This is a genomic window from Kitasatospora sp. NPDC088548 (genome assembly GCF_044753005.1).
GTDB lineage: Bacteria > Actinomycetota > Actinomycetes > Streptomycetales > Streptomycetaceae > Kitasatospora.
Genome location: NZ_JBIVMI010000006.1, coordinates 71,308 through 92,625 on the forward strand (window position 1 = coordinate 71,308; position 21,318 = coordinate 92,625).

The following is a 21,318-nucleotide window of genomic DNA, read 5'->3' on the forward strand; positions in this document are numbered from 1 at the left end:
GGCCATCCCTCAGGAGAGTTGATGAGTTCGACGGGACTTCCTCCACTGGACCCGGCAGCCTCGCTGGCCGATCTGGTCGACGCGCAGGTCAGACGGACCCCCGATGCCATCGCCGTGATCGACGGCGAGCGGCGTCTGACCTACCGCGAACTGGCCGCGGCCGTGGACACGGTGGCGGGCCGGCTGGCCGGCGCCGGGGTGGGCGCCGAGACCCTGGTGGGGGTCTGCCTACCGCGAACGGCGGACCTGGTGGTCACGCTGTTGGCGGTGCTGCGCGCGGGCGGCGCCTACGTACCGCTGGACCCGGCGTACCCGCGCGACCGGCTGGAACTGGTGATCGGCGACGCCCAGGCACCCGTCGTGGTCACCGACCGGACGCACGAACACCTGCTGTCCGCCGCCGGTGCCGCGCTGCTCCACGTCGACGGGGACGGCCCCGCCGCGCCCCTCGCGCCGACGGGCGGCGCCGACGCGCTGGCGTACGTCCTGTACACCTCCGGCTCCACCGGCCGGCCGAAGGGCGTCTCGGTCACCCAGCGCGGCGTCAACGCCATGCTGCGCTGGGCCGCGCGCACCTACACGCCGTCCGACCTGGCCGGGGTGCTGTTCGGCACCTCGGTCTGCTTCGACATCTCGGTGTACGAGTTGTTCCTCCCGCTCGCGGTCGGCGGCACCGTCGTGGTGGCCGAGAACGTCCTTGCGCTGCCGGAGCTGCCCGCCCGCGACGAGGTCACCCTGGTCAACACCGTGCCCAGCGCCATGGCGGCGCTGCTGCGCGGCGGCGGCCTTCCCGGCGGCGGGGGTCTGCCGGGCGGCGTACGGGTCGTCAACCTGGCGGGCGAGGCGCTACCACGCCATCTGGCCGACCAGGTCTACGCCCAGCCCCAGGTCGAACGCCTGTACAACCTCTACGGGCCGACCGAGGACACCGTCTACTCCACCTGGTCGCTGGTCGGCCGGGACGAGCCCGGCGAGCCCCTGATCGGCCGCCCGCTCGACGGCACCACCGGCCATGTGCTCGACGAGCGGCGGACCGCCGTCCCGGACGGCGGGATCGGCGAGCTCTACCTCTCCGGCGAGGGCCTGGCCCGCGGCTACCACGGCCGCCCGGACCTCACCGAGGAGCGCTTCGTCACCGTCGGCGGCGAACGCTGCTACCGCACCGGTGACCTGGTGCGCCGCCTGCCGAACGGCGAGCTGGAGTACCACGGCCGGGTCGACCACCAGGTCAAGGTGCGCGGCTTCCGGGTCGAACTCGGCGAGATCGAGGCCGTGCTCGCCGCCCACCCCGCGGTCGAGGCCGCCGCCGCCGTCGTCCAGCAGGACGAGGCCGGCGACTACCTGGCCGCCTTCGTCCAGCCCGCCCCGGGCACGGCCGAGCCGACCCCCGCCGAGCTGCGGGCCCACTGCGCCGCCGCGCTGCCCGGCTACATGGTGCCGCTGGCCGTCGGCGTGCTGGCGCGGCTGCCGCTCACCCCCAACGGCAAGACCGACCGCAAGGCGCTGCCGCCCGCCACCCGCAGCCGCGCCGGGCAGGAGCTGTTCGTCGCCCCCCGCACGCCCGTCGAGGAGCGCATCGCCGAACTCTGGCGCGGCGTCCTCGGCGTCCCCCAGGTCGGTGTGCACGACGTCTTCCTCGACCTCGGCGGCCACTCGCTGCTCGCCGCCGGGGTGCTCGCCCGGATCGAGCGCGAGTACGGCACCCGGGTGCCGCTCGGCGAGTTCTTCGCCGCGCCGACCGTCGCCGCGCTCGCCGTCCGGGTCGCGAACGGCGGCGGCGGACGTCCGTCCGTCGCACCCCCCAAGCGTGAGGCCGAACTGCCCGCCCGCGCCACCGGTTTTCAGCGCGAGCTCTGGCTGCACGAGTCCGTCCAGCCCGGCAGCTCGCTCTACAACGTCCCGCTGCGGATCCACGCCGCCGGCGCCCTCGACCGGACCGCCCTCGGCCGCGCGCTGACCGAGGTGGTCCGCCGGCACGAGGTGCTGCGCACCGCGCTGACCGGCCGCGACGGCGACCCGGTCGCCGAGATCCGCCCGCCGTACGCCGTCGAGGTGCCGCTGCTCGACCTCACCGGCGCCGACGAGGAGAAGCTCGACGCCGCGCTGCGCGCCGAGGCCGCCCGGCCGCTGGACCTCACCGGGGGCCGGCTGCTGCGCGCCCTCGCCCTGCGCACCGGCGCGGACGCGCACGAACTGCTGATCACCGTCCACCACGCGGCGATGGACGGCTGGGCCGCCGGCCTGCTGCTCGCCGAGCTCGGCCGCGCCTACCAGGACGGCGAACTCGCCGAGCCCGACCTGCAGTTCTCCGACGTCGCCCGCTGGGAGGAACGCGCCGACGAGGCCGCCCGCGAGGACGCGCTGCGCTGGGGCGAGCACCTGCTCGGAGTCGAGGTCGAACAGCACCTGCCCGGCGACCGGCCGCACCCCAACCCGCACGACACCGCAGGGCGCCGGATCGCCCGCCGGCTCGACACCGGCCTGGTCCGCTCGGCCGAGCGCTGGGCCGCCCAGGAGGGCGCCAGCCTCTACATGGCGGTGCTGGCCGCCCTCGGCGGGGTGCTGCACCGCTACACCGGCCGCACCGATGTCGCCGTGCTCAGCCCGTTCGCGGTCCGCCCGGTCCCCGAGCTGGAGCAGGTGCTCGGGTCGCTGATCAACACGGTGGCGCTCCGCTTCGGCGTGGCCGGCACCGACACCTTCCGCGACCTGGTCGCCCGGGTCCGCCCGGTGGTGCTGGACGCCGCCGAGCACAGCGGATTCCCGTTCCTGGAGCACGCCCGCCGGGTGGGCACCCCGGCCGGGCTGACCGCCTCGCCGATCGCCCAGGTCATGCTCGCGGTCCAGAACCACCCCGTGGCCGGGGTCGAACTGCCGGGGCTCAGCCTGCGGTTCGTCGCCGAGGTGTGCAACGGCACGGCCAAGACCGACCTCTCGCTGTTCCTGGAGTTCCCGGCCGAGGGCCCGCTGCTCTCGGCCGAGTACCGCACCTCGCGCTACGACGAGCGGTCCGTCCTGGCCGCGCTCGACCACCTGACCGCGCTGCTCGGCGCGGCCGTCGCCGAACCCGACCGCCCGCTCGGCGAGCTGGCGATGCTCACGCCCGCCGAACTGGCCGCCGCCACCGAGCAGGTCAACCGCACCGAGGCGGCGGTGCCCGACGCCGGGCTGCACGAGCTGGTCGCCGCCCAGGCCGCCCGCACCCCGCAGGCCGTCGCCGTCTCGGCCGCCGACGGTACCCTCGACTACGCCGGACTCGACGCCGCCGCGGGCCGGCTGGCCCATCTGCTCGGCGAGCACGGCGCCGGCCCCGGGGCCCTGGTCGCGGTCGCCGTCCGGCGTGGCCGGCTGCTCCCCGCAGCCCTCCTCGGCGTCCTGCGCAGCGGTGCCGCGTACCTGCCGCTCGACATCGACCAGCCGCTCGCCCGCAACCGGGCGGTGCTCGACGACGCCGGGATCACCCTGCTGGTCGCCGAACAGGCCACCGCAGGCGACGAGCTGTTCGCCGGACGCACCGTCGTCCTGGCCGACGGCCCGGAGGCCGCCGCGGCCCCCGAGGCGCGGGCGGCCGCGGTCGGCCCGGAGGACCCGGCCTACCTGCTCTACACCTCCGGCTCCACCGGCCGCCCCAAGGGCGTCTCCGTGCCGCACCGCGCCATCGTCAACTTCCTCGCCTCGATGGGCCGCGAACCCGGCCTCACCGAGCGGGACGTGATGGCCGCCGTCACCACCGTCACCTTCGACATCGCCGGCCTGGAACTCTGGCTGCCCCTGGTCACCGGCGCCCGGGTCGAGATCGCCGACCGCGCCACCGCCACCGACGGGCACGCGCTCGCCGACTGGCTGGACCGGTGCGGCATCACCCACCTCCAGGCCACCCCCGCCACCTGGCGGATGCTGCTGGAGGCCGGCTGGGCCGGCCGCCCCGCCCTGACCGCCCTGTGCGGCGGCGAGGCGCTCACCGCCGACCTCGCCGAGGCCCTGCTCGGCCGCACCGAAACGCTGTGGAACCTGTACGGGCCGACCGAGACCACCGTCTGGTCCACCGCTCAGCGGGTCACCGCCGAACTCGCCTCCCACGGCGGCGTGGTGGCGCTCGGTAAGCCCATCGCCAACACCCGGCTGCACCTCCTGGACGTCAACGGGCAGCCCGTCCCGGCCAACGGCATCGGCGAACTCTGCATCGCCGGCGCCGGCGTCGCCCTCGGCTACCACGGCCGGCCCGACCTCACCGCCGAACGCTTCGTCCCGGAGCCCGGCGGCCCCGAGGACGCGCTGATGTACCGCACCGGCGACCTCGCCTGCCGCCGCCACGACGGACGGCTGGAGTACCACGGCCGCACCGACGCCCAGGTCAAGCTGCGCGGCTTCCGGATCGAACTCGGCGAGATCGAGGCCGCGCTCACCGCCGTCCCCGGCGTCACCGCGGGTGCGGCCCGGCTGGTCGAGACCCCCGCCGGACCGGCCCTCGCCGGCTACGCCGTCACCGACGGCACCCTCACCGAGGACACGCTGCGCACCGTCCTCACCGACCGGCTGCCCGACTACATGGTGCCCGCCGCGCTCGTCCTGCTCGACGCGCTGCCGGTGACCCCCAGCGGCAAGGTGGACCGGGCGGCCCTGCCCGTCCCGCGGCTCGGCGGCGCCGGCGCACCGCCCGAGGGCGACTGCGAGGAACTGCTCGCCGACATCTGGCAGGAGGTCCTCGGCATCGAACGGGTCTCCCGGCACGACGACTTCTTCTCGGTCGGCGGCCACTCGCTGCTCGCCACCCGGCTGGCCGCCCGGGTCCGTGACACCTTCGACCTCGACCTGCCGCTGCGCACCGTCTTCGAGGCCCGCACCCTGGCCGCGATGGCCCGCCGAATAGAGGACCTCCTGCTCGACCAGATCGACGGCCTGGACGACTTCGACGACGTCGACGATCTCGACGGACTCGACGCACTCGCCAGAGCCCACGGCACCGACGCACCTGAAGACCCGGGCACCGAGCCGAACCCGGCCGTCGGCGCCCTGACGGGGGAGAACGCATGACCGACCAGACCACCAGCGGCGCCCGTCCGGACCCGGACGCCAGACGCCAGGAACTCCTGCGCCGCCGCCTCGCCCAGGCCAAGGCCGCCAAGGCCGCCGCCAGACCCGCCCAGCAGGGCATCGCGCCCCGCCCCGACGGCACCCCGGCACCGCTCTCGTCCGCCCAGCGCCGGATGTGGTTCCTCGCGCAGTACGAACCGGACAGCGCCGCCTACCACATCCCCCTCGCCCTGCACCTCGACGGCGAGCCCGACCCCGCCGCCCTCGGCGCCGCCCTCACGGACGTGCTCGCCCGGCACGAGGTGCTGCGCACCGTCTACCCGACGGTCGACGGCGACGTCCGGCCCGAACTGCTGGACGCCACCCGCTTCACCCTCGCCACCGCCGACGTCCCCGCCGACCAGGTGGCGGCGCGGCTGGACGAGGAGGCCCGGCGCCCGTTCGACCTCGCCGCCGACCTGCCGCTGCGCGCCGCCCTGCTGCGCACCGGCGACGGCGCCGTGCTCAGCCTGGTGCTGCACCACATCGCCGCCGACGGCTGGTCCATCGGCGTGCTCTTCGACGACCTCGGCACCGCCTACACGGCCCGCCGCGAGGGCCGGGCGCCCGCCTTCGAACCGCTGCCCGTCCAGTACGCCGACGTCGCGCACTGGCAGCAGACCGAACTGGCCGGCGAACTGGCCCGCCAGGAGGCCTGGTGGCAGGAGCGCCTGCGCGGCGCCACCGCCACCGTCACCGTGCCCACCGACCGCCCCCGGCCCGCCGTGGCCGGCACCCGCGGCGAGCGGATCACCGTCGAACTCGGCGCCGACCGCACCCGCCGCATCCGGGCGCTCGCCGAAGGGACCGGCGGCACCGCCTACATGGTGCTGCTCGCCGCGCTGCAGACCGTCCTCGCCCGCTACACCGGCGCGGAGGACGTGGTCGTCGGCACGCCCGTCGCCGGACGCACCCGCAGCGAGACCGAGCCGCTGGTCGGCTGCTTCGTCAACACCCTGGCGATGCGCACCGACCTCTCCGGCGACCCGACCGTCCGGCAGCTGCTGGAGCGCGTCCGGGAGGGCACCCTCGGCGCCTTCGGCCACCAGGACCTGCCGTTCGAGCGCCTGATCGACGCGCTCGGCCTGGACCGCGAACTCGCCCACACCCCGCTGTTCCAGGTCATGCTCAACGTCCACAACCAGGCCGAGGCCAAGCCCACGCTGCCCGGCCTGGAGGTGGACTGGCAGCCCGTCGGCACCGACACCGCCAAGTTCGACCTCTCCGTCGCGGTCGTCGACAACGGCGGCGAACTGGTCGCCGACCTGGTCTGGCGGACCGAGCTGTACGACGAGCCGACCATCCGGCGGGTCTTCGGCCACCTCACCACCGTGCTCGACGCGATGGCCGCCGGCCCGGACCGCCCGGTCGCCGAACTGCCCCTGCTCACCCCCGCCGAAGAGCGCCGGCTCGCCGAGTGGGACGACACCCGGCGCGACTGGGACCTCGGCGGCACCCTGCACGGCCTGGTCGAGGAACAGGTGCGCCGCACCCCCGACGCGCCCGCCGTCCGCGGCGCCGACGGCGTGCTCGGCTATGCCGAACTCGACCACCGGGCCAACGCCCTGGCCCACCGGCTGCGCGAACTCGGGGTCGGCCCGGACCGCCCGGTCGGCCTGCTGGTGGAGCGCTCGGCCGCGCTGGTCGTCGGCATGCTCGGCATCCTCAAGGCCGGCGGCGCCTACCTGCCGCTCGACCCGGTCTACCCGGACGAGCGGATCCGCGCGCTGCTCACCGCCGCGGGGGCCGCCGCCGTCGTCACCACCGACGACCTGCTCGCCCGGCTCGACGGCACGCCCGTACCGGCCGCCGTGCTGGACCCGCTCTCCACCCCCGCCGCCCCCTGCGCGGCACCCGAGGTGGACGTCCGCCCGGACCACCTCTGCTACGTCGTCTTCACCTCCGGCTCCACCGGCGCACCCAAGGGCGTCGCCGTCGAGCACCGCAACTACCGCAACTACCTGCACGGTCTGCGCGAACGCGTCGGCGCCGGCACCGAGGGCTGGAACTGGGCGCTGGTCTCCACCTTCGCCGCCGACCTCGGCACCACCAACGTGTTCGGCGCGCTCACCGGCGGCGGCTGCCTCCACCTGCTCACCCGTGACCAGGCCACCGACCCGGACGCCTTCGCCGCCTACACGGCCGCCCACCGGATCGACGCCATGAAGCTGGTCCCGAGCCACCTGGAGGGCCTGGCCGCGCACGGCGGAGCCCTCGGCGGCATCCTGCCCGCCCGGCTGCTGATCTGCGCGGGCGAGGCGCTGCGGCCCGACCTGGTCGCCCGGATCCGCGCGGCCCGGCCCGACCTGCTGCTGCACAACCACTACGGCCCGACCGAGACCACGGTGTCGATGCTCGGCACCCCCGTCCCGGCGGACCTCGGGGACGCCGTCACCGCACCGCTCGGACTGCCCTTCGGCAATGTCGGCGCCCATCTGCTCGACGCCCGGCAGCGGCCGGTGCCGGTCGGCGTCCCCGGTGAGCTGTACGTCTCCGGCGGCGGCGTCGCCCGCGGCTACCTCGGCCGGGACGACCTCACCGCCGAGCGCTTCGCCGTCGTCGGAGGCCGGCGCACCTACCGCACCGGCGACCTGGTCCGGCGGCGCGCCGACGGCGCCATCGAGTTCCTCGGCCGGGTCGACCACCAGGTCAAGATCCGCGGCTACCGGGTCGAGATCGGCGAGGTCGAGGCCGAACTGACGCTCCGTCCCGAGGTCCGCGAGACCGTGGTGGTCGCCCGCGGCGAGGGCGCCGCCCGGAACCTCGTCGGGTACGTCGTGCCCGCGGACCCGGCCGCCGCCCCCGACCCCGGCGAGCTGCGCGCCGCGCTGCGCACCCGGCTGCCCGACTACATGGTGCCCGCCGCCCTGGTCGTGCTGGACGCCCTGCCGCTGAACGCCAACGGCAAGGTGGACCGGGCCGCCCTGCCGGAGCCGGTCGCGGTCCAGCCGGTCTCCGGTGGAGGCGAGTTGGTGACGGAGAGCGAGCACGAGGTGGCCGCCGCCTACCGTCAGGTGCTGGCCGTCGAGGAGATCGGCGCGGCGGACGACTTCTTCGCGCTCGGCGGTGACTCCTTCTCCGCCGTGCACACCGTCCGCCTGATCGGCCGCGGCCTCTCCGTCATCGACCTGTTCCAGCAGCCCACCGTGCGTGAACTCGCTGCCCTGCTCGACGCCCGGGCCGGCGGCGCGGTGGACCAGGGCCCGCGCAGCCTGCTGCACAAGCTCACCCGGGGCAACGCGCCGGCCGAGGTCAGCGTGGTCTGCGTCCCCTACGGCGGCGGCAGCCCGATCACCTTCCAGCCGCTCGCCGACGCCCTGCCGGCCGGCCACCGGCTGTACGCCGTCGAGCTGCCCGGCCACGATCCGAGCCGTCCCGACGACGAGCTCACCGAACTCGAACTCCTCGCCGACCGGCTGACCGAGCAGATCACCGAGCGGATCGACGGCCCGGTGGTGCTGTACGGCCACTGCCTCGGCGGTGCGCTCGCCACCGCCCTGGGCTCCCGGCTGGAGGCGGCCGGGATGGACCTGCGCGGGGTCGCCCTCGGCGGGACGTTCCCGGCGGCCCGGCTGCCCGGCCGGTTCGCCGAGTGGATGGCCAAGCGGCTGCCGGGCGACCGGATGCTCTCCAACCGTTCCTACCTCGACTACCTGCGCGCCATGGGCGGCTTCACCGACGTCTACGACCAGGCCGAACAGGACTTCCTGGTCCGGGCGTTGCGCCACGACGTCCGGCAGGCCGAGGACTTCTACACCCGGGCGTACGGGGACGGGCGGCCGCCGAAGGTCACGGCGCCGATCCTGTGCGTGGTCGGCGAGAAGGACCGCGCCACCCAGCTGTACCAGGAGCGGTACGCCGAGTGGGAGCACTTCGGCGACACCGTCGACCTGGCCGTCATCCCGCGCGCCGGGCACTACTTCCTCAAGCACCAGGCCGACGACCTCGCCCGGGTGATCTCCGAGTTCACCGCCACCGGCGGGGTGGCCGCGGAGGTCGACGCCAAGCGGCCGCCGGCCAAGGTCGAGCTGGGCACCTTCGCCAAGGTCGCGATCGGGCAGTTCGTCTCGATGGTCGGCACCAGTCTCTCGACCTTCGCCCTCGGTGTCTGGGTCTACCAGCAGACCGGTTCCGCCTTCGACTTCGCGATGATCTCGGTGGTCGCGGTGCTGCCCGCGGTGCTGCTGCTGCCGATCGCGGGCGCGCTCGCCGACCGGGTGGACCGCCGGAAGATCATGATCGTCACGGACACCGTGGCGGCGGCCGGCATGCTCTCCCTCGGGGGGCTGCTCTGGGCCGATCTGCTGGAGGTCTGGCACATCTATCTGGTGGCCTGCACCGGGGCGGTCTGCTCGGCCTTCCAGCGCCCGGCCTATCTGGCCGCGATCACCCAACTGGTGCCCAAGCGCTACCTCGGGCAGGCCAACGGCCTCGCCCAGCTCGGCACCGGTGCGGGCGACATGATGGCCGTTCTGGCCGGTGGTGTGCTGGTCTCGCTGATCGGCCTGCACGGCGTGGTGCTGTTCGACATGGTGACCTTCCTGACCGGTGTCACCTGCCTGCTCATGGTCCGCTTCCCGGACGCGATGTTCGACAAGCAGGAGGAGCCGCTGCTGCGCGAGGTGGTCACCGGCTGGCGCTACATCGTGCGGCGGCACAGCCTGGTCGCCCTGGTGGTCTTCTTCGTGGTGTTCAACTACCTGTTCGCCGTCGCCACCGTGCTGATCACCCCGATGGTCCTGGCCAGCGGCACGGCCGTCCAGCTCGGCGTCATCACGGCCATCGGCGGTGTGGGCGCGCTGACCGGCGGGCTGGTGATGGCCCTGTGGGGCGGTACCCGGCGCCGGGCGATCGGCATGATCGGTTTCACCTCGGTGGTCGGCCTGGCGGCGATCGTGGCCGGCAGCCGCCCGCAGGCCGCGCTGACCGCGTGCGGACTCTTCGTCCTCTGGGCGTCGATGATGATCCTCAACTCGCACTGGATGGCGCTGATCCAGACCAAGGTCGGCATGGAGCTCCAGGGCCGGGTCCTGGCCACCAACCAGATGCTGGCGATGTCGATGATGCCGCTCGGCTTCCTCACCGCCGGGCCGCTCTCCGACCACGTCTTCGAGCCGCTGATGCGGCCCGGCGGCGCGCTCGCCGACTCGGTCGGCATGGTGCTCGGCACCGGTCCCGGCCGCGGCGCCGGACTGCTGCTCGTCCTGGTCGGCGCGGCCCTCGGGCTCTGGGGCCTGGTGGGCCTCGCCTACCGCCCGCTGCGGCTGATCGAGGACCTGTTGCCCGACGCCCTGCCGGACGCCGAGATCGGCGACAAGGACGCCATCCAGGCCGAGGCCGACCGCCAGCTCGCGCTGGCGAAGGCAGGCCGCGCCGGCCGGGCCGGTCGCGCGGGCCGGGCGACGCCGCCCCGCCCGGCCGGTGGTGCCCCCGAGCCGGTGGAGGACGAGTCGGGCGAGGACGAGCCCGGGGACCGCGTCCCCGCCGGAGCCGGCCGCCCCGGCCCCCGGTAGTCCGCGTCCGAAAGCGGAGCCCTGAACGCGGCGCCCCCGCACCCGGCCCGGGTGCGGGGGCGCCGCGTCCCGCGTTCGTCCTGCGCGTTCGTCGTCATCGCGGCACGCCCGGGACGGCGCGTGCCGCGATGACGACGGATCAGCGCGGGCGCCCCGCCCGGGAGGCGGTCACGCGCCCGGGTTGATGCTGAAGACGGCGCCGAGGACGACCAGCAGCGCCGCCGCCGGCGCCAGCGAGACCAGCGCGCGCCCCTGGCGCAGCAGATAGGAGGCCGGCCACTGGAGCAGGATCAGCACCGGGGCGGCGAGCAGGGCGTAGTCGGCCACGGCCAGATGGGTCATCGTCGACGGGCAGGCGCCGGGCCCGTAGCACGGGTCCGTGGACATCTCCGCGAGACCTCGCAGAGCGGTGACGAGCGGCAGGCAGAGCCCGGTCGCCAGAGTGGAGATCAGCGGGCCCTTCCACCAGTTGCCCCGGGCGGGCGCGCTGGAAGGGGCCGACCGGATCGCGGATTCGTTCATGGCCCGATCCTCCCCGCCCCGGCCACCTCGCGGACAGTGGACGGATACTCAACCGTGAGTGTCCGGCGTACTCAGCCCCGGCCGGTGACGTGCGCCGACCGCCGGGAAGCCGTCAGAGCCGGGCAGTCACCGTCTTGGGGCGCTGGTACTCCTGGAGGGCGAGGGCACTGAGGTCGGTGCCGTGGCCGGAGGCGCCGCGACCGCCGTGCGGGAGTTCGGCGGTCTGGGCGAGATGGCAGTTGATCCAGGTCTCACCGGCGTCGAGGCGGGCGGTGAGGTCGAGGGCGGTGCCGAGGTCCCGGGTCCAGACGCTGGCGCCGAGGGCCTGCGGGACGCCGTTGGCGAGGGCGAGCGCCTCGTCGGGGGTGGCGGCGCGCTGGACGGTCAGGAGCGGTCCGAAGACCTCCGCCAGTACGGCGGGGTCGTCCTGCGGCAGGTCGGCGAGCAGGCGGGCGGGGCGCCAGAGGCCGTCGGTGCGGCCGGGGGCGGCGATCGAGCGCCCGGCGGCGGTGGCGGCCAGCAGCCGGTCGTAACGGGCGGCCTGGTCGGGGTTGTTGAGCGGGCCGAAGTCGCGGCCGGACCGGCGCCCGGCCAGGGCGGTGGTGAGCGCGGCGATCACCTGCTCGTGGTTCTCGTCCAGGGTGATCACCCGGGCCGGGGCGGCGCAGCTCTGGCCGGCGTTGTAGGTGCAGGCCTCGGCGAGGGCGGACCAGGTGTGCGCGGGGGCGTCGGGCAGGACGAGGACGGGGCTGTTGCCGCCGAGCTCCAGGCTGATCCGGCGGTGGCCGGCCCGGGCGGCGATGTCGGCGCCGGCGGCCGCGCTGCCGGTGAAGGCGATCATGTCGATGTCGCTGGTGACCAGCAGCCGCCCGGTCTCCCGGTCGCCCGCGAGCGCGGTCAGGACGCCGTCGCCGAGGGCCTGCGCGGCGTGCTCGGCGAGCAGGGCGACGGAGTCGGGGGTGGTCTCGGCGGGCTTGACGACCACGGTGTTCCCGGCGGCCAGGGCCGGGGCGCAGCGCCAGGCGGCCATCAGCAGCGGGTAGTTCCAGGGGACGATCGCGCCCACCACGCCGATCGGCTCCCACCGCACCCAGCTCTCGTGACCGGGCAGGTAGCGGCCGGCGGCGGGTGCGCTGCCCGTCCTGGCGGCGCCGGCGGAGAACCGCAGAAGGTCCGCGACCTGCCGGATCTCCCCGCTGGCCTCGGCGGCCGGCTTGCCGGTGCCGGCCTGTTCCAGCGCGGTGTACTCGGCGAGGTGGTGTTCGACGAGGTCGGCGAGCGCGTCGAGCCGGCGCTCGCGCTCGCGCGGGGTGAGCGCGCGCCAGCGCGTCGCGGCGGCCCGCGCGGTGGCGGCGGCCCCGGCGACGCGTTCGGCGCGGGCGGGGCTCAGCGTGCCGCGGGTGCGGCCGGTCCGGGGGTCGATCAGATCGAGGCCGGCCGGGGCCGGGTCGAGCGGGTCCATGGGGGGCCTTTCACGAGGGGCTCAGAGGTCGTAGGAGCGCAGCCAGAGTTCGAGGGTGAGGACGAGCCAGAGCTTGCCGCCCTGGCGCGGCAGCAGGGTGCCCTCGCGGCGCATCCAGGTACGGACGGTGTCGGGTCGGACGAGGCCGCGCTCGCGGGCCTGGCGGCCGAGCAGCAGCTCGCCGGAGAGGTCGCGCAGCGGGCCGCGCAGCCACTGCTGGACGGGCACCCGCATCCCGCTCTTGGGGCGGTCGGTGACGGTGTCCGGCAGCAGGTCGCGGACGGCCTCCTTGAGTACCCACTTCTCCACCGTGCCGTGCAGTTTGAGCGTCGGCGGGGTGGCGAAGGCATGGTCGATCACCTGCCGGTCGAAGAGCGGGGAGCGGCCCTGGACGCCCTGGGAGGCGGTGAGCCGTTCGACCTTGGTGAGGATGTGGTGGGCGCCCTTGGTCCGCAGGTTGCAGTGGAGCAGCTGGTTGAGCAGCGCGTGCATCGGACCGGGCGTCAGATAGGGCGCGACGAAGCGGCGGGGCGCGGGCTCGGCCTCCAGTGCCCGCAGCGCGGCCGGGGTGAGCAGCCGGGGCAGGTCCTCGTAGCACTTGCGGTAGGAGCGCAGGTACGCCTCGGCCCGTGCCTCGGGCGCGGGGTCGTCGCGGTGCATCTCGTGGACCAGCATCGGCAGGTTCTTCGGCCCGCCGAAGACGGGGTCGCCGCCCTCGCCGTTGAGCGAGACCCGGATGCCGTCGCCGGCGACCGCCTCGGCGAGCATCAGGTTGGGGACGGTCAGCGGGTCCCCGACCGGGCTGTCCAGCAGGGCGACGGTGTCGGCGAGCCGGGCGGCGACCTCGGCGCCGGAGACGGTGAGCACCCGGTGGTCCGTCCCGCAGTGCCGGGCGACCAGGCCGGAGTAGCCCAGCTCGTCGGGGAGTTCGTCGCCGAAGCTGATCGAGTAGGTGCGTACGGGGTGGCTGTGCAGCCGGGCGGCCAGGGCGGTGACGAGCGAGCTGTCGACGCCGCCGGAGAGCAGCACCGCCACGTCCTCGCCGCCCGGCAGCCGGCGCGCGGTGGCCTGTTCCAGGAGAAGGCGCAGCTGCCGGGCGAACTCGGCGGGCGGCGGGGTGTCGCCCGGCGCGGGGAGGAGTTCGGCGGGTTCCCAGTACTGCTCCTGGTGGACCGAGCCGTCCGCGGTCAGCCGCAGGATCCGCCCGGGCAGCGCCTCGTGGACGCCGCGCAGCAGGGTCTCCTCGCCGGGCAGGTAGGCGAAGGTGAGGAAGGAGCGGACGGCGGCCAGGTTGACGCCGGTCCCGAGCGCCGGCCAGTGCCGCAGCGAGCGCAGCGAGGTGGACGCGGCCCAGCAGCCGTCGGCGCGGGCGTAGAAGACCGTCCGGGCGCCGACGTGGTCGCGGATCAGCACCAGGTCGGCGCCGTCCACCACGGCCAGGACGAACAGGCCGTCGGCCTGCCGGACACCGTCCGCGCCGAGCCGCCGCCAGAGCCGGAGCAGCAGTTCGCCGTCCGGGCAGCCGTCGGGTGCGGGGGCGCCGGCGTCGGCGAGGGCGGTGAGCAGCCCGGTCCGGTTGTGCAGGGTGACCTCGCCGACGGCGGTGACGCCGTCGAGGGTGAACGGGCCGGTGGCGAAGCCGGGTTCGCCCGGGATCAGGGCGGTCAGGGCCGACGGGTCCGGTGCGGCCCCGGCGAGTGCGGTGCCGGCGAGTGCGGCGAGCTGGGCGCGGGCCCGGTCGGCGTCCGGTCCGGCGCAGGCGCAGCAGCGAGCCATGGTGGGGTGCCTTTCGATGGAGGGGTTCGGCGGGGCGCGGCCGGTTCAGCCGAAGCCGGTTCAGCCGAAGTCGTCGCCGTCCCAGGCGTCGTCGCCGGAGCCGTCCCAGTCGCCCCCGAAATCACCGTCGGGGCCGTCGCCGTTCCCACCGTCCCCGCCGTCGCCGGAGCCGTCGGCACCGTGGTCCGAACCGTACGACGCGCTGCCGCCGCTGCCTCCACCGGAGTCGGCGGACTGGGCGCGGGCCTGCTGCCGCAACTGCTCCTCCTCGTCCTCGCCCAGCTCCAGCGGCGGGAACTGCGAGACGGCGACGGCGGCGGCACCGGCCACACCGAGCGCGCCGAGCACCACGCCGAGCCGGCCGCGGAACGCGGTGCGGTTGACGGTGACCAGTTCGCCGCGGGCCCAGACGGTGCGGCCGTAGCCGATGTCCCGGCCGTAGGAGACGGTGTCGTCGACGTGGGTGCGCTTGACCAGGTCCGTGCCGAGGCGTTCGTCGGTGCCGGCGTCGCCCCGGTTGTCGTGCCAGTGCACGAGGCCGCCGGCGCCGCGCCGACGCCACTCGTTGCGGCCGTCCTCGTAGCGGCGGTGCACCGTGCCGTCGGCCAGCAGTTCGTCGCGGTAGCCGATGTGGCGTGGCTGCGTCATCGTCGGGAGTCCTCAAGCATCGGGGGCCTTCGGGCGGAGGGTCAGGCGGTCGGCCAGGTCAGGAAGCCGGTGTCGCGCACGGTGCGCACGCGCCGGTGGAGCGGGGCCCGGTGGGGGCGGCCGTGGTTGCCCCGGACCTGGCGGATCACGGTGTGCAGCAGCCGGGCGGGGCCGACGGCGGCCAGCTCGACGGTCCGGCCGCTGCCGAGCCAGGCGCGTTCCTCCGGCCGCAGCCCGGCGGGCAGCGGGCCCCGGTACGGGTGCGGGCCGCGTCCGGAGGTGAGGTGGAGGGTGGTGGCGTGCCGGGGGACCAGACCCATCGACCGCACCCGCGGACCGGAGCGGGTGCCGCCGTAGGCCTGGCTGATCCGCTCGAAGCAGGCGAGCCCGGCCGGGCTGGCGTCGTGCAGGACGTGCAGCACGGCGCCGCCGGCCCGTTCCAGGCCGGCCACCAGCCGTGGGTCGAGCGGGAGTTCGGCGGCGGCGACGATCGGGCAGGCGGCCTCCAGATGCAGGTCGTTGGCGATCAGCATCGCGGTGATCTCCCGGCTCTGGCAGACCAGCAGCCGTGGCAGCCCGTAGTCGTAGAGGTCGCTCTCCGCGGCCGGGCGCGCGCCCGGGGCCGCCGGGGCCGCCGGTGGCAGGGGCGGCAGCAGGCCAGGGAGTTCGTCGCGCCGCCCCGCCAGCGCCTCGGCGAAGCGCGCGTAGCGGACCGGGGGCGCGAGGGTGTACGGGATCCGGCGCGGCCCGGCGTGCAGCGGCTGGAGCACCCGGCACACCTCGTAGTACAGCTGACGCTCGGTGTACCGCAGCCCGCCGGGCGCCTCGGCCCGGGCGGCGGCGACGGTGAGCGCGCCGTCGAGCAGCGGCCGTCGGCGCGGTGACCGGGGCGGCCCGGACGGTGCCGGAACGGACGGTGCCGGGACGGACGACGGCGGGACGGACGACGGCGGGGTGGACGACGGCGGGGTGGTCACGCGGTGGTCTCCTGGTGGGGTTCGGGCCAGGTGAGGAAGCCGACGGCGAGGGCACGGCGCCGGGTCTCGGCCGGCTCCTCCGGGCGCTCCGGCACCGCCGGCCGCTTCACCAGCGCGACGGGGACGGGCGGTTCGAGCACCCGCTCGGCGGCCCGGACGGCGAGGGACATCAGCCGCTTGGGCGGGACGGCCACCAGCGGGCTCCACCAGCCCTCGGCGAACCAGGCCAGCTCCGCCGGGGTCAGACCGGGCACCTGCGCGGCCGGCCCGGCCTGGAGTTCGGCGGACCGGTCCGGGTCGCGCAGGTGCAGGAACCGGCTCTCGGCGGCCAGGACCGCCCGGACCGGGATGCCCGCGTCCAGGACCCGGCGGCCGGGCCGGGCGGCGCGGACACCGGCGACCAGCAGGCAGCCCTGGGGCGAGGCGTCGTGCAGGACGACGACGGGCAGGCCGTCGGGTATCGCGCGCGGGTCGGCGACCAGCAGCGCGCGGTGGCGGCGCGGGTAGTCGTTGGCGTGCAGGAAGGTGGTGACGGTGCGGTCCGGGCAGAGCAGGGCGAACGCCGGGTCGGCCACCTGTGGGCCGGGCCGGACGGCGTTGTCCTCGACCAGCCCGGCGGGCAGCACCCCGTAGACCGTCTTCCACCGCAGGACCACGGTGGCGGCGAAGCCCCCGGGGCGCCAGCGCGGGGTGATCGAGCGCGGCGGTGCGGGGACGTCGGAGAGCACCACCTGGCGCAGCGCGAGCCCCAGCAGGCCGACCCCCACCAGGGCGGCCGGCGCGATCAGCGCGCCGTTCAGCGCGAGGGCGGCGACCAGCGCCCCGACCCCGAGCACGCCGAGGCAGCCCGCGCCGCCCTTCGAGCCCCGGTGCTCCTGCTCCGGTCGGCCGCGGCGTTCGATCGCGTATCCCAGCTGCTCGACGGTGCAGAACAGCCTGCCCCCGTCGGTCAGTCTGTCGGCCACGCGGCGGATCCGGACGTCGTGCAGGCCCGGGCCCTCCTCCTTGGGGTCCAGCGCGAAGTCCTTGTTGCAGTACGAGCAGCGGTGCCGGGAGCGTTGCCGCTGCAGCAGGTGCCGGTCGCAGTGCGGGCAGATCATCTCGGGGTCTCCAGCGTGGCGGCGAAACGGCGCAGCCGGGCGGCCAGCCGCTCTCTCGCGCTGACCGTACCCACGCTCTGGTTCCGCTCCACTTCCCTGAGCGCGCCGGCCAGTTGGGCGTCCTCGCGGCGTTCGGCCTCGGCCGCGGTGATCGCGTAGTCCTCGTGGTCGATGCCGAACCCGGTGTTGGCGGCCAGGATGTTGAGCGGCCCGGCGCCCCGGTTGGCGAAGGAGTGCGGCATCAGTTCGGGGATCCGGATGAGCAGCCCGGGCGTCAGCGGGACGTCCACCACCCGGCGGCGCTCGGCGTCGTACAGCCCGCAGGAGGCGTGGCCGAGGCTGAGCACCAGGTGCTCGCCGCCGTGGGCGTGCGGGGTGAACGCGCTGTGCGGGGCGACGATACCGAGCTTGTAGGTGGCGTTGGACGGCCGCTCGGGCGAGGTCTTGGCGTCACCGACCAGGTAGTGGGCGAACTGGCCGTCGTTGATGAACCGCAACAGCTCCTCGCCCGCCGGGCCGTGCCGTCCGTCCGGGCCCAGCTCCCGGGCGCCGTCCCGGTCGGCGATCAGCACCCGGCCGTCCGGCCGCAGCTGGTAGAGGTCCACTCCGGCCGGCAGCGGCCGGGCGAGCCGTTCCAGCCCGCGCAGCCCGGATCGTATGGACATCGGCCACCCCGTCCCGCCTCGTGTTCACGTGGCATCATCCCCGGTGACGCCCACCGCCAGGTACGCGGTTCCCTTGCCCGCAGGCGGTGTTGTGGATCTTAGGCGGGTGAGATGAACGGCAGGGGGCGGGCGGGTTCGGCCCAGGTGGCCGGCTCGGCGGGCCCCTCTTCCGACCGCATGCGGACGGCCCCGTTCACCACGGGCGGCGTCAGGCACTTGGCCGCGGCCGAGTGCGGGGGGCGGCGGCCCGTTCTAGGTTGACGGCCATGGGCAGAAGCAGGAGGTCGTGGCCGCTGGTCCTGGGGGTGTGCGCGGCGCTCCTGCCGCCCGCCTCCGGGCCGGCCTCCACCGGTGCGGGAGGGCCGCCGAACCGTGAGGGCGCTTCGCGGGTGGCGGGGCCACCGGCCGCGGAGCCGGCTCCCACCGGAGCGGAGGGGCCGCCGGAGCACGAGACCGTGCCGCCGGTGCCGCCCGCGCCGGAGATGGAGCCGGACTGCGCACGGCTGGCCTGTGTGGCGCTGACCTTCGACGACGGCCCGTCACCGGCCAGCGAGGCCCTGCTCGACGACCTCGACGCCGCCCAGGTGAAAGCGACCTTCTTCGTGGTGGGTGAGCAGGTGGGCTCGTGGCCCGGGTCGTTGCGGCGCGCGGCGGCCGAAGGCCATGCCATCGGCAACCACAGCTTCACCCATCCCGCCCTCGGCACGGCGACGCCCGCGCAGGTGCGGGACGAGCTCACCGGCGGTGAGGACGCGATCGAGGAGGTCACCGGCGTACGTCCGGCCCTGGTGCGGCCTCCGTTCGGCTCCTACAACGCCGCGGTCCGGTCCTTCGGCCGGGCGCTCGTGCTCTGGGACGTCGACACGGGGGACTGGGACCATCACGACCCCGCGCAGGTCCTCGACCGTGTCGAGGACGGCGTGCGGCCGGGATCGATCGTCCTGATGCACGACGCCGAGGAGCAGCGGCAGACGCTCGCGGTGGTTCCACAGCTCATCCGGAACCTGCGCGACGCCGGCTACACCCTCGTCACCGTCCCCGAACTCCTCGCCCCGGCCGTGCCCACCCCCGGCACCGCCTACCGCAACCGGGACTCCGCCATCCGCCCCGTCGACCACCCCCGGCCCTGGGACACCGAGCCGCCGAGCGCCGACGAGGACACCGACACCGCCGTTGCCGGCACCGTCCTGTGGCGCTACCCCACGGGCACTCCCACCGGGCCGGCCGAGGCCGAGAACGTGGAGGAGGGACTGCGTCCCGGCGAGTGCCGCAACACCTTGCCGCCACTCGCCGAGGACACACCCGCCTTCGCCCTGCGCAACGTCACCGGCCACGCCGTCGAGATCCACGACCGGCCCGACTGCGGTCACCTGACAGTCGTCCTCACCCCGGGCGGCGAAGGCCACGACGTGCTGCGCAGCTTCAGGGTCCGCTGAGAACCGTGCGGGCGACGGCCCGGGAGTCCCGCGGGCCCCGGTCAGTGCTCGCCGGGAGTCCGCTCCAGGACGAAGAGCGGGATCACCCGGTCGGTCTTCTCCTGGTAGGCGGCGTAGTCGGGAAACGCCTGTACGGCACGGTCCCACCAGAGCGACTTCTCGTCTCCGGTGACCTCCCGTGCCGTCATGTCGAGCCGCACCCGCCCGTCCTGGAGTTCCACCCGGGGGTCGGCCACGACGTTGTGGTACCAGAGCGGGTGCCTGGGCGCACCGCCCAGCGAGGCGACCACCGCGTAGGCGCCCTGGTGCTCGACCCTCATGAGCGGGGTCTTGCGGAGCTTTCCGGACTTCGCACCCCGGGTCGTGAGGATGATGACGGGCATGCCCCGCATCGTCGCTCCGTCCACACCCCCGGAGGACTCGTACTGCTCGACCTGCTCACGTACCCACGATTCGGGGCTCGGCTCGTACTCACCCTGAAGAGGCATGTCATTCCATCCCGTCGTCAACTCGCGGCGTGCTGAACGCAGCCGGCACCGTCAGTCACCATGATTGACCACCGACAGCCCGGTCGACGGTATCTACGGGAATCCCGGCGGAGTCGGCCGCCTCGGGGGACGGCCGACGGCCGCCGTTCGCCGGGGATCAGAACGCCGAGGTGTACACCGTGAGGAACGGAGCCGCGACGGGGGCGCCGCCGGGGTCGAAGCAGATGGGGTTGAGCCGTACGGTGCTGCCGCTGCGCGCCCAGGGCAGGGCCAGTCCGCACCAGCCGGGGCCGGGTCCGTAGGCCGTGGTCTGCGCGGTGTCCGGGGGAACGGCCACCGACGGCATGGTGACGGTGAACGGGACCGAGCCGGTGAGCGTGTTGGTGGCGCCGCTGGAGTTGAAGTCGGTCAGCGGCGGCACCGACCCGTTGAACCAGAGGTGGCCGAACGACTTCGGCGGGAACACCGGCCCGTGCAGCGCCCGCTGGACGGAGTAGCTCAGCGTCCACTGGGTGTCGTAGGGGGCGTTGGCCGCGTCGAAGCAGGTGACCACGAAGGTCTGGCCCGTCGCGGCCGGTGCCCAGTCGGCCACCTTGCAGCGCGCCCCCTGGACCGCGTCCACCACCGTGACCTGGACGTTCCCGGCGTTGGTGGACAGCCCCAGACCGGGCAGCCAGGCCTTCCACACACCGGTCGAGCCGTGGCCCACCGCGTTCGCGGCCCCGGTGGAGTTGTACTGGCTGATCAGGGCGCCGCTGACGGCCGAGTAGAGGTAGCCGTAGCCGCCACCGGACGGCGAGGGTGTCCCGCTGCTGGTGGTGTAGAGCACCGTGAACGGGGAGTTGTCCGGTGTGCCGGTGGGTTTGTAGCAGGCCACCGAGACGTCCTGCCGGCTGCCCACGGTGGCCCAGCCGGTGATCTGGCACCAGGTGCCCGTCCGGTTGACGGCGGTGGCGTGGGCGATCCCGCCGGGCCCGCCGATCAGCGGGAAGTGCACGGTGTACGCGCCGAGACCGACCTGGTCGACCTTGACCGGGTTGGTGGACGGCGAGGTCCAGCTGCCCCACTGGCGGGTGGGATCGGGGACGTACCCGGGCGGCGGGGTCGGGTTGTCGAGGAACGCGAAGCCCCAGCGGTCGGGCACGGCGGCCTGGGCCGGTGCCGCCGTCGGCACGGCGGCGGCCAGCAGAGCCGCCAGCATGGCCAGGACGGCGAGGACGGTACGGACGGGTCTGATCCGCGGTGCGGCGGTGCGAGCGTGCATGGGCGTACCCCCTGGTGGTGAGGACGGGTGCCTGCGCGGTTCGGAGTGCGCTGCGAGGCCCGTTCCGAGGCCTCGGGGCGGACCGGTGGCCGGTCGGACGGTCGGGTGCGGTGAGGCCCCGGTGGTGTCCGACGGCGGTCGGCCGCTGCGGCGGGGGTCAGGCCCGACGGTGCCTCACATGGTAGGAGGGCGCCGCCCGGCGGCACAGACCTCCGGCATGAACCGGCGGGTGCGTTGTCGGCCGATCGTGGCACCGCCCCACCGGTCTCCGGAGGCACGGCACCACGCCCGTCCCCGTCCGCGGTCGAGCCGGATCCGCTCCCGCGCCGACGGACGGTGCCCCGCCGCCACACCTCTCCTCCGCCGTCCCAGCCGTGCCCGGGCGACGGTCGGC

General features: G+C 75.1%; 12 protein-coding genes. 3 read left to right on the top strand and 9 right to left on the bottom strand.

Features of this window, described 5'->3' with window-relative positions:
* The first annotated feature begins 21 nt into the window (after positions 1-21).
* Entirely contained in the window at positions 22-5,034 is a 5,013-nt protein-coding gene (locus tag ACIP82_RS10685; protein ID WP_400652840.1) for an amino acid adenylation domain-containing protein, read from the top strand.
* Positions 5,031-10,586: an amino acid adenylation domain-containing protein gene (locus ACIP82_RS10690; RefSeq protein ID WP_400652842.1), complete on the top strand. Its 5,556-nt coding sequence runs from the start codon at positions 5,031-5,033 to the stop codon at positions 10,584-10,586. The genes ACIP82_RS10685 and ACIP82_RS10690 overlap by 4 nt, the downstream gene beginning before the upstream one ends.
* Before the next feature lie 168 nt (positions 10,587-10,754).
* Here the strand turns inward: ACIP82_RS10690 and ACIP82_RS10695 are convergent, their stop codons facing one another.
* The 7 genes from ACIP82_RS10695 to ACIP82_RS10725 form a co-directional block, all read right to left on the bottom strand.
* Entirely contained in the window at positions 10,755-11,108 is a 354-nt protein-coding gene (locus ACIP82_RS10695) for a hypothetical protein (protein ID WP_400652844.1), read from the bottom strand.
* 112 nt (positions 11,109-11,220) lie between these two features.
* Complete coding sequence (locus tag ACIP82_RS10700) at positions 11,221-12,570, bottom strand: aldehyde dehydrogenase family protein (protein WP_400652845.1); 1,350 nt, start codon at positions 12,568-12,570, stop codon at positions 11,221-11,223.
* 21 nt (positions 12,571-12,591) lie between these two features.
* Entirely contained in the window at positions 12,592-14,346 is a 1,755-nt protein-coding gene (locus ACIP82_RS10705) for an asparagine synthetase B family protein (RefSeq protein WP_400652847.1), read from the bottom strand.
* Between the two features lie 60 nt (positions 14,347-14,406).
* Positions 14,407-14,994 carry a hypothetical protein gene (locus tag ACIP82_RS10710; RefSeq protein WP_363613637.1) on the bottom strand — a complete coding sequence of 196 codons (588 nt, stop codon included), beginning with the start codon at positions 14,992-14,994 and terminating at the stop codon, positions 14,407-14,409.
* A 41-nt stretch (positions 14,995-15,035) separates the two neighbouring features.
* Positions 15,036-15,971 (bottom strand): hypothetical protein, encoded by a 936-nt coding sequence (locus ACIP82_RS10715; RefSeq protein ID WP_400652848.1) that lies wholly within the window; start codon positions 15,969-15,971, stop codon positions 15,036-15,038.
* Positions 15,968-17,071 (bottom strand): hypothetical protein, encoded by a 1,104-nt coding sequence (locus tag ACIP82_RS10720; RefSeq protein ID WP_400652850.1) that lies wholly within the window; start codon positions 17,069-17,071, stop codon positions 15,968-15,970. Before ACIP82_RS10720 ends, ACIP82_RS10715 begins: the two co-directional genes overlap by 4 nt.
* Positions 17,068-17,736, bottom strand: coding sequence for a cupin domain-containing protein (locus tag ACIP82_RS10725; RefSeq protein ID WP_400652852.1), 669 nt, complete (start codon positions 17,734-17,736; stop codon positions 17,068-17,070). Before ACIP82_RS10725 ends, ACIP82_RS10720 begins: the two co-directional genes overlap by 4 nt.
* A 464-nt stretch (positions 17,737-18,200) precedes the next feature.
* On the opposite strand from ACIP82_RS10725, the gene ACIP82_RS10730 reads away from it, so the two are divergent.
* Entirely contained in the window at positions 18,201-19,172 is a 972-nt protein-coding gene (locus tag ACIP82_RS10730; RefSeq protein WP_400652854.1) for a polysaccharide deacetylase family protein, read from the top strand.
* 41 nt (positions 19,173-19,213) lie between these two features.
* On the opposite strand, the gene ACIP82_RS10735 is transcribed toward ACIP82_RS10730, so the two are convergent.
* Both ACIP82_RS10735 and ACIP82_RS10740 read right to left on the bottom strand, forming a co-directional pair.
* Positions 19,214-19,660 (bottom strand): nitroreductase family deazaflavin-dependent oxidoreductase, encoded by a 447-nt coding sequence (locus ACIP82_RS10735; RefSeq protein ID WP_363613647.1) that lies wholly within the window; start codon positions 19,658-19,660, stop codon positions 19,214-19,216.
* Positions 19,661-19,817: 157 nt separating this feature from the next.
* Positions 19,818-20,924 (bottom strand): hypothetical protein, encoded by a 1,107-nt coding sequence (locus ACIP82_RS10740; RefSeq protein WP_400652857.1) that lies wholly within the window; start codon positions 20,922-20,924, stop codon positions 19,818-19,820.
* Positions 20,925-21,318: the final 394 nt, after the last annotated feature.

Excerpts from the sequence above, each read along its gene's own strand:
- ACIP82_RS10685 (WP_400652840.1), top strand. The coding sequence starts at position 22 with ATGAGTTCGACGGGACTTCCTCCACTGGACCCGGCAGCCTCGCTGGCC.
- ACIP82_RS10735 (WP_363613647.1), bottom strand. The coding sequence starts at position 19,660 with ATGCCTCTTCAGGGTGAGTACGAGCCGAGCCCCGAATCGTGGGTACGT.
- ACIP82_RS10720 (WP_400652850.1), bottom strand. The coding sequence starts at position 17,071 with ATGATCTGCCCGCACTGCGACCGGCACCTGCTGCAGCGGCAACGCTCC.
- ACIP82_RS10740 (WP_400652857.1), bottom strand. The coding sequence starts at position 20,924 with ATGCACGCTCGCACCGCCGCACCGCGGATCAGACCCGTCCGTACCGTC.
- ACIP82_RS10710 (WP_363613637.1), bottom strand. The coding sequence starts at position 14,994 with ATGACGCAGCCACGCCACATCGGCTACCGCGACGAACTGCTGGCCGAC.
- ACIP82_RS10705 (WP_400652847.1), bottom strand. The coding sequence starts at position 14,346 with ATGGCTCGCTGCTGCGCCTGCGCCGGACCGGACGCCGACCGGGCCCGC.
- ACIP82_RS10700 (WP_400652845.1), bottom strand. The coding sequence starts at position 12,570 with ATGGACCCGCTCGACCCGGCCCCGGCCGGCCTCGATCTGATCGACCCC.
- ACIP82_RS10695 (WP_400652844.1), bottom strand. The coding sequence starts at position 11,108 with ATGAACGAATCCGCGATCCGGTCGGCCCCTTCCAGCGCGCCCGCCCGG.
- ACIP82_RS10690 (WP_400652842.1), top strand. The coding sequence starts at position 5,031 with ATGACCGACCAGACCACCAGCGGCGCCCGTCCGGACCCGGACGCCAGA.
- ACIP82_RS10725 (WP_400652852.1), bottom strand. The coding sequence starts at position 17,736 with ATGTCCATACGATCCGGGCTGCGCGGGCTGGAACGGCTCGCCCGGCCG.